The sequence below is a fragment of the Streptomyces sp. NPDC037410 genome (genome assembly GCF_055602235.1).
On the sequence record NZ_JBVJWR010000014.1, the window covers coordinates 214,639 to 222,683 of the forward strand.

An 8,045-nucleotide genomic window follows, 5' to 3' on the forward strand; every position below is an offset into this window, starting at 1 on the left:
CTGCACCCCGGCCGCCCTGGGGGCCACATCGCCCCCCCCGCGTGTGGGTTGGGGGGGGGGGGGGGGGGGGGGGGCCCCCCCCCCCCCCCCCTTCCGCGTACCACCGGCTACCAGGCCTCCGTGACCGCCCGGCGCGCGCCCTCCAGGTCCACCGCGCGGCCCGTGTCGCCGAGCGCCGCGCCCAGGGCGGCCAGCGAGGACTGCACGGCCCCCGGGGTCGCGTCCACCCCGTAGTGGTTGACCCGGATCATCTCCTCGGCCAGCGCCCCGCCGCCCGCGATCAGCGGCAGCGACGGATCGGCCGCGAGGGCCTTCGCCACCAGCTCCGAGGCGTCGACGCCCGCGGGCGTCCGCAGCGTCGTCGCCACCGGCGCCGCGTCCTTCGCCTCGTACACGAACGGCTCCAGACCGCCGCCCAGGGCCAGCGCGCCCGCACGGGTCGCGGCCGCCGCCGAGGCGTGCCGGGCCATCAGCGCGTCCAGGCCCTCGGCCTCGATCCGCTCCACACAGGCCTCGAGGGCCAGCATCTCCAGCTGCGCCGGCGCGTGCAGCAGCGCCTTGCGGCCGCCGTCGATCCAGCGCTCCTTCCAGTCCAGGAGGGAGAGGTACGAGCGGCGCGGCGCGGCCGGGTTGGCGGCGAACCGCTCCCAGGCCCGCGCGCTCACCGACACCGCCGACACGCCCGCGGGGCCGCCCATCGCCTTCTGCGCGCCGATGATGCACATGTCCACGCCCCAGGCGTCCGGCAGCACCGGCTCCGCGCCGATCGACGCCACCGCGTCCAGGTAGAACAGCGCGCCGTGCGCCCGCACGACCTCGCCGATCTCCGCCACCGGGTTGGTGTTCCCGGTCGCCGCCTCCGCGTGGACCAGCGAGACGAAGTCGATCTCCGGGTGCTCGGCGAGCGCCCGCTCCACCTGCTCCGCCGTCACCGCCGTGTGGAAGGGCACCTCCAGGTCGACCACGGTCGCCCCGCAGTCCCGCAGCCAGTTCCCGAAGGTCTGACCGTACGGACCGGTGACCACGTTCAGCGCGGTCGAACCGGCCCGCGCGCCGCTGCGGATGCACCCCTCCAGGGGCAGCAGCGCCTCGCCCTGGGTGATCACCACGTCCTGCTCCGTGGAGAGCAGGGCGGCCACCCGGCGCTCGATGGACGCGAAGTGCGCGGCGGTCAGCGGGGCCAGGTCCAGCAGCGGATGTGTCACGGTCACGGGTCTCCTTCTTCGGTGGCGCATGCGTGTCACATGCGTGTCGCATACATCGGTTCGGGCTCGTGCCAGCGTAAGTGCTCGCTCGGCGCGATCTCCCGTCACGGTGCTGTTCGGAACGTGTCACAGGGCTCGTACCACCGCTTCCCCCGGAGCCCCGGCGGTGGGATGTTTCGGGCCGGAGCGGCCCCGCCCGGGGCCGCCGGGAGGAGACGGGGTGGACACCATGGCTCGGAGCACCGGGAGAAGCGGCAGAGCAGAGGTGAAGGGACGGGCACGGCTGCGCCGGGCGGCGGTGGCCGCCGTGGCGCTCGCCGTCGCCGCACCCCTGACCCTCGCCGCCTCGGGAGACGCGGGAGCGGCGGAGACGGCGTGGGCGGCCGGGATGCGCTCGATCGTCTTCGCCCGCTACGACACGGCGGAGCCCATCGAGGACCTGTACACGATCTCCCCGCTCGGCGGCACACCCGTCAGGCTCACCCACACCCCCACCGTCAGCGACGTGATGCCCAGCTGGTCCCCGGACCGCAAGCGGGTGGCGTTCCTCCGCTACGGCTCCGACGGCGCGATCGACGGCATCTGGACCATGGCGGTCACGGGCGGCGACCCGAAGCCCGTACCCGGTACCCAGGGCGCCTCCGACCCGGCCTGGTCCCCGGACGGCACGCGGATCGCCTACTCCAAGCCCGTCGGCGGCGAGCGCGAGATCTACGTGACCGACCTCGACGGCACCCCGAACACCCGGCTCACCACGACCGAGGAGGACGAGTACCACCCGACGTGGTCCCCGGACGGCACCTCCCTGGCGTACAGCCGCGCGGACACGACGACCGGGCACAGCAGGCTCATGAGGATCCAGCTGTCCACCCTGACCCAGACGCCGGTCACCCTGGCCGGCTCCCAGGACTGGACGCCCGACTGGTCGCGCGGCAACCGGATCGTCTTCAGCCGCGTCGACTCCACCGGCTTCGCCCACCTCTACGCCGTCCAGCCCGACGGCGGCGGGACGTACCGCATCACCTCGGCCCGCGCCAACGACAAGAACCCCTCCTGGTCGCCCGACGGCAGGCGCCTCGTCTTCACCCGGGGCGGCACCGACGACGCGGACCCCGAGCACCTCTTCCTCGTACGGGCCGACGGCACCGCGCTCACCCAGCTCACCACGACCGACTCGCACGACCTGGAGGCCGACTGGCGCCCGTAGAAAGCGTCCGGCGGCGGCTCGTAGAGTGCGGGTATGAGTGATCACGAGGTGCTGCACGTGAAGGGGCGGGTGCTCGTCGGCCCGGAGGACGTACGCGACGAACTGTGGTGCGTCGACGGGCGGATCACCTTCGACCGGCCCTCCGCCGAGGCCGTCACCGTCGAGGGCTGGGTGCTCCCCGGACTCGTCGACGCCCACTGCCACGTCGGCCTCGACCGGCACGGCCCCGTCGACGAGGCCACCAGCGAGAAGCAGGCCCTCGCCGACCGGGACGCCGGCACCCTGCTCATCCGGGACGCGGGCTCGCCCTCCGACACCCGCTGGATCGACGAGCGCGAGGACCTTCCGAAGATCGTCCGGGCGGGCCGGCACATCGCCCGCACCCGCCGCTACATCCGCAACTACGCCCACGAGATCGAGCCCGCCGACCTCGTCGCGTACGTCGGCCGCGAGGCCCGCCGCGGCGACGGCTGGGTCAAGCTCGTCGGCGACTGGATCGACCGCGAGGCCGGCGACCTCACCGCCTGCTGGCCGCGCGCCGAGGTCGAGGCGGCCATCGCCGAGGCGCACCGGCTCGGCGCCCGCGTCACCGCGCACTGCTTCGCCGAGGACTCGCTCCGGGACCTCGTCGAGGCGGGCATCGACTGCGTCGAGCACGCGACCGGGCTCACCGAGGAGACGATCCCGCTCTTCGCCGAGCGGGGCGTCGCGATCGTCCCGACCCTGGTGAACATCGCGACCTTCCCGCACCTCGCCGACGGCGGGCAGGAGAAGTTCCCCCGCTGGTCGGCCCATATGCGCCGGCTCCACGAGCGCCGGTACGACACCGTCCGGGCCGCCTTCGACGCGGGCGTGCCCGTCTTCGTCGGCACCGACGCGGGCGGCTCCCTCGCCCACGGCCTGGTCGCCGAGGAGGTCGAGGAGCTCACCAAGGCCGGCATCCCGCCGATCGACGCGCTCGCGGCCACCGCCTGGGGAGCCAGGGCCTGGCTGGGCCGGCCGTCCCTGGAGGAGGGCGCCCCGGCCGACCTCGTCGTCTACGGCGAGGACCCGCGCGCGGACGTCCGCGCCCTGGCGGCGCCGCGGCGGATCGTCGTCAACGGGCGGGTGGTGGGCTGAGCGCCGGGCCAGTCAGCGGCACCGGGGCGAGCCGGCCGGTCGCCGGCCGGGCCGAGCCCGCCCGGCAGGCCATGGGCATGGGGCTCAGCCGCCTGTCCGGTCATGGGCATCGGGCTCAGCCGCCCGGCCGGTCAGGGGTACCGGCTGAGCCACCGGCCGGTTGTCGGCGGGCCGAGCCCGCCCGGCTGGTTTACGACACCGGGCCGACCTCGCCCGGCTGGTTTACGACACCGGGCCGAGCCCGTCCGGCCGGTCGACGGCACCGGGCGAGCCGCCCGGTCGGTCAGCGGCTCAGGAATGCCAGTCGGGCCCGCTTCTCCGGGATGAAGACCTCCGGGAGGTTCACCTCAGGGAGCACGACCTCCGGGCCCAGCTCGAAACCGGCCCGCGCCATGCGGGCGAGCGCCTTCTCGTTCGCGGCGTCCGGCTCGATCACGATCCGGGTGTGGTCCGCCAGCGAGAAGGCGACGAGCGCGGTGAGCAGCCGGCCCGTGAAGCCGGGCTCGGGCGCGAGCCCCGGCGCGACGAACAGGTGCACGCCGATGTCGCCCGGCAGCACCTCGTAGCACTCGCTCACCCGGTCCGCCGCCGGGTCGTACGTCTGGAACAGCGCGACCGGCCTTCCGTCCCGGCTGACCAGGTAACCGTGGTGCGTGGTCAGCGAGTCGAGGTGCGCGTAGACGTCCCGGACCTGCTCGACCGTGGTGCCGACCATGCCCCAGAAGCGGGCCCGCTCCTCGTTCACCCAGCCGTGCAGGAGGGGCGCGTCGGCGTCGGGGTCGACGGGCCGGACCGTGACGGTGCCGAAGCCCTCGACGGTCTGGACGTGTACGGGGACGGTCATGCCCTGCTCCTTCTCTAGGTTCTGCCAGTCGGTGGTGACGGGGGCGAGCTCGCCCCGCAGCCACAGGGGGAGTTGGTCGCGGTGGTGCGGGTCGCCGGGCACGCCGGACGCGCCGAACGGCACGATCCAGCGGCTCCGCTCCCGGTCGGCGAGGTCCCAGACGTAGCGCGCGGCGGAGGCGCGGGCGCTGCGGTCGGTCCACCCGGGGACGCTGGACGTGGAGAGCACGCAGTCGTGGTCTCCGCCGAGCCCCGGCCACTGCCCGTCGTCGGGATCGGGCAGCGCCTGCCAGGGCGCGAGCCGGTGCGTCACGCCCCAGGCGGCGGGCGGCTCACCGGCGCCGACCTCGTCGAGCGCCTCGCGCACGATCCGGTCGACGTCCCCGGCGGGCACGGGCCCGGCCACGAGCAGCGTCTCCAGGGCGAAGGCGACGCGCGGCCCGAGCGCGAGCCAGGGCTGGAAGAGCTCGGGGTACGGGGCGGGTTCGCGCAGCGCCGCGAAGGCCTCGTGCCGGGCGAGCCGCCGCACGACGGCCCCGCGCACGGCCGCGTAGAGCCCGGCACCGACGCTCTCGGCGCCCATCCGCCGATCCCAGTCGAGCAGCCGCGCCCGAACGGCGGAGCCGGCGGGGGAGAGGGGGGCGGGCGCGCCGCCGACGGCGCCCGCGACCGTTCCTCCGCCGACGGCGTCCACGCCGTCCGCTCCGTCGAGCGTGGCCGCGTTCCCGCCCGCCCGCCGTACCGCATCGAGCAGGCGGCTCGCCGAGGGGTTCGCCGTGTCCGTGTGGATCGTGGTCGTCGTCTCCGGGGTCCAGGTCGTCGACGCGGCGAGCAGTTCGTCGATCCGGGCCGCCCGGTGCGGCGGGGCGAACTCGACGCCCAGGGGTGCGGCCAGGCCCCGGGCGTTGGCCATCACGGCGTGGCCGTGGACCTCGGCGCGGGGGAGCGGCGCCGGGGCCTCGGCCCAGGTGTGCGCCGGGTCCCAGGCCGGCACGACGCGCAGGGAGTTGGCCCGGTCCCGTACGGGCACGTGCCCGGCGACCCGGTGCAGGAGACCGCCCCGGGTGTCGGCGGCCTGGACGACGTTCACCGGCTCGACCCAGCCGTCGAGCGCCGCGTCCACGTCGGCGACGGTCGAGGCGCGAAGGAGCGCGGGCAGCGCTCCGAAGCCGAGCTCCCCGGTGACCCGCGGCGGGTACCGGAGGGCGATCGCCTCCCACTCGGCGGAACCGTCCCCGGGCGGCCCGCCGACGATCACGGGCCCCCGGGCCGTCTCGATCACCTCGACCGCCACCGGCTCCGCGCCCGCGACCTCGACGGTCTCCCGGTGCGCGGCCGCCGGGGCCCAGCCGTCCGGGCCGAGGGCCTCCACGGTGCCGTCGGGGAGCCGGCGCAGCCGTTCCCGGTAGAGGTCCTGGTAGTCCGCCATCGCGTTGGTGATCGCCCAGGCCACCGGCCCGTTGTGGCCGAAGTGGGCGAGTCCGGGGACGCCGGGCACGGCGAGGCCCACCACGTCGTACGCGGGACAGGCGAGCCGGATCTGCTGGTAGACGCCCGGCGCCTCGATGAACCGGTGCGGGTCGCCGGCCACCAGGGCCGCCCCGCTCGCGGTCCGGTCGCCCGCGACGACCCAGCCGTTGGAGCCGGCGGTGCCGGGCCCGTCGGTCGCGAAGAGCTCCGTCCACTCCTCGCCGAGCCGCCGGGCGACCTCGTCCCGCCACAGCTTGGTGGGGAAGCCGGCGAAGAGGATGTGGGTGGAGAGCCAGACGGCGAGCGGGGTCCACGGCTCCCACCGGCCGGGCGCGAGGCCGGTCGCCCCGAACTCGGGTGCGCGGCCCGCCCCTTCGGCGAGTCCGTCGTTGACCCCGGCCACGTAGGCGCGTACCCACGCGGCCGTCTCCGGATCGGTCTCCGTGAGCCGGTCGAAGCAGCGGCGGGCGGTGTCGGCGAGCCGGGACCGCCGGGCGAAGGTGTCCCAGCCGAGCTCGGCGGCGCCGAGGAAGGCGGCGGTGGTGCCCTGGGCCCTGTGCCGCTCGACCTCCAGCTGCCAGGCGCGGTCGCGGGCGGTGACCCGGCCCTGGGCGAAGGCGAGTTCCTCCGGGTCCGCGGCGCGCAGATGGGGGATGCCCCAGGCGTCCCGGTAGACCTCGATGCTCACGGAGACGGAAACCTTTCTTAGGTTAGGCTGGCCTAAATTAGCCTACAGGAGTCCAGGTCCCGCCCTCCTCGCCAGGTTGACGATCCGTGACCCGGTGGCGCCGCGGCTCGTTCTCACCTCTCCCGTACGCCCCTCGTCGTACGAAACACACGGGACAACCAAGAACGGTTGTGTCGCAAAAAATCGAAAATGAACACGGAAACCCCCCTTTGGAGTGAACTCACGTCAGGCGACTGCCGGTTCACTCTCCGTGCGTAAAGATTCCGGTGTCTCAAGTCGCCGAGGCCGCGCCGACCCACCGTCCCCGTGGTGAGCGGCCGGCGACGCCATGTCTCCTGTGGGGGTTCCACCATCTTGAACAGCAACACCTTCCGCCGGCCCGTACGCCGTTCCGCCGCCGCCGCGACCGTCGCCGCCCTGGCCGCCGGACCCGTGCTCCTCGCGGCCCCGGCGGCGCACGCCACGGACGGCGAAGGGCGCTCCACCGCCGTCGTGCTTCGGGCCGGCCTCGACGTCTCGCTGCTCGGCAAGACCGTGAACGTGCCGGTGCGGGCCTCCCTCAACGAGGTCAGGGCGCCGGAGAGCGAGAACGAGACCGCGCTCTCCGTGAAGGTGCAGGGAGCCGAGGGCGGGGAGCCGATCGACCTCCTCAAGGCCGACGTCGCCACCGCCGACGCCACCGTGGACGAGAAGAAGGCCGAGGGGTACGTCAACCTCGTCAAGGCCCGGGTCCACGTCCCCGGCATCCCGCTGCTCTCGCTCATCGAGGTCGAGAAGGTCACCTCCAAGGCCCTGTGCGAGGCGGGCAGGAAGCCGGTCGCCGAGTCCAACGTCCTCGGCCACGTGACCGTGTTCGGCAAGAAGACCACCCTGTCCGCGGGCGGCCGGACCCAGGTCGCCGTGCCGGGCGTCGGCAAGGTCACCCTCGACCTCTCCCGTACCTCCACGACCTCCCGCACCGCCGCCGCCACGGCCCTCGAACTCAAGGTGGAGGTCGACCCGCTGAAGCTCGGCGTCGCCGAGGTCAACGGCACGGTGACCCTCGCCGAGGCCACCTGCGAGACGCCCAAGGGCCCGGCCCCGACCGAGAAGCCCACGGAGCAGCCGACCGGGAACCCGACCGACCGGCCCACCCACCAGCCGAGCGAGCAGCCCTCGGCCCGGCCGAGCGACGCCGGCGGCATCAAGACCGACAACGGCGGCACCACGCCCACCGAGAACCTCGCCGAGACCGGCGGCAGCTCCACCACCCCGTACATCGCGGCCGGAGCGCTCGCCCTCCTCGTCGCCGGCGGCGGCGCCCTCGTGGTGACCCGCTCGCGCGCCCGCAACCGCGGCTGACGGCCCGAGGGGGAAGCGCCGGGGGGCGCCGGGAGGGAAGCGAGGGTCCGGGGGGGGGGGGGGGGGGGGGAACACCCCCCCCCGAAACCTTTCCGGTGGTGTGGGGATCAGGGGTGCACGGGTCGGCGGCCATCGGTTGTCCCTGGAACCGCAGCGCAAGAGTAAGGTAAGA

5 protein-coding genes are annotated in these 8,045 nt (G+C 74.7%); 3 read left to right on the plus strand and 2 right to left on the minus strand.

Translation table 11 applies throughout. From position 1 onward, the window contains the following. Positions 1-107: 107 nt before the first annotated feature. Positions 108-1,205: a pyridoxal-phosphate-dependent aminotransferase family protein gene (locus ACZ7HT_RS24000; protein ID WP_471169354.1), complete on the minus strand. Its 1,098-nt coding sequence runs from the start codon at positions 1,203-1,205 to the stop codon at positions 108-110. A 229-nt stretch (positions 1,206-1,434) separates the two neighbouring features. On the opposite strand from ACZ7HT_RS24000, the gene ACZ7HT_RS24005 reads away from it, so the two are divergent. Together ACZ7HT_RS24005 and ACZ7HT_RS24010 are read left to right on the plus strand one after the other, a co-directional pair. After that, the gene (locus ACZ7HT_RS24005) at positions 1,435-2,412 is read left to right on the plus strand and encodes a hypothetical protein (RefSeq protein WP_471169294.1); all 978 of its coding nucleotides are present in this window, start codon (positions 1,435-1,437) and stop codon (positions 2,410-2,412) included. A gap of 33 nt (positions 2,413-2,445) precedes the next feature. Continuing rightward, the gene (locus ACZ7HT_RS24010) at positions 2,446-3,531 is read left to right on the plus strand and encodes an amidohydrolase family protein (RefSeq protein ID WP_471169297.1); all 1,086 of its coding nucleotides are present in this window, start codon (positions 2,446-2,448) and stop codon (positions 3,529-3,531) included. A 283-nt stretch (positions 3,532-3,814) separates the two neighbouring features. Here the strand turns inward: ACZ7HT_RS24010 and ACZ7HT_RS24015 are convergent, their stop codons facing one another. Continuing rightward, positions 3,815-6,532 (minus strand): GNAT family N-acetyltransferase, encoded by a 2,718-nt coding sequence (locus ACZ7HT_RS24015; RefSeq protein ID WP_471169300.1) that lies wholly within the window; start codon positions 6,530-6,532, stop codon positions 3,815-3,817. A 354-nt stretch (positions 6,533-6,886) separates the two neighbouring features. Between ACZ7HT_RS24015 and ACZ7HT_RS24020 the strand changes: the two genes are divergently transcribed. Next, positions 6,887-7,873 carry an SCO1860 family LAETG-anchored protein gene (locus tag ACZ7HT_RS24020; protein ID WP_471169303.1) on the plus strand — a complete coding sequence of 329 codons (987 nt, stop codon included), beginning with the start codon at positions 6,887-6,889 and terminating at the stop codon, positions 7,871-7,873. Positions 7,874-8,045: the final 172 nt, after the last annotated feature.

Bases quoted from the DNA above. Each gene is read 5' to 3' on its own strand.
- ACZ7HT_RS24005 (WP_471169294.1), top strand. From the start codon at position 1,435: ATGGCTCGGAGCACCGGGAGAAGCGGCAGAGCAGAGGTGAAGGGACGG.
- ACZ7HT_RS24010 (WP_471169297.1), top strand. From the start codon at position 2,446: ATGAGTGATCACGAGGTGCTGCACGTGAAGGGGCGGGTGCTCGTCGGC.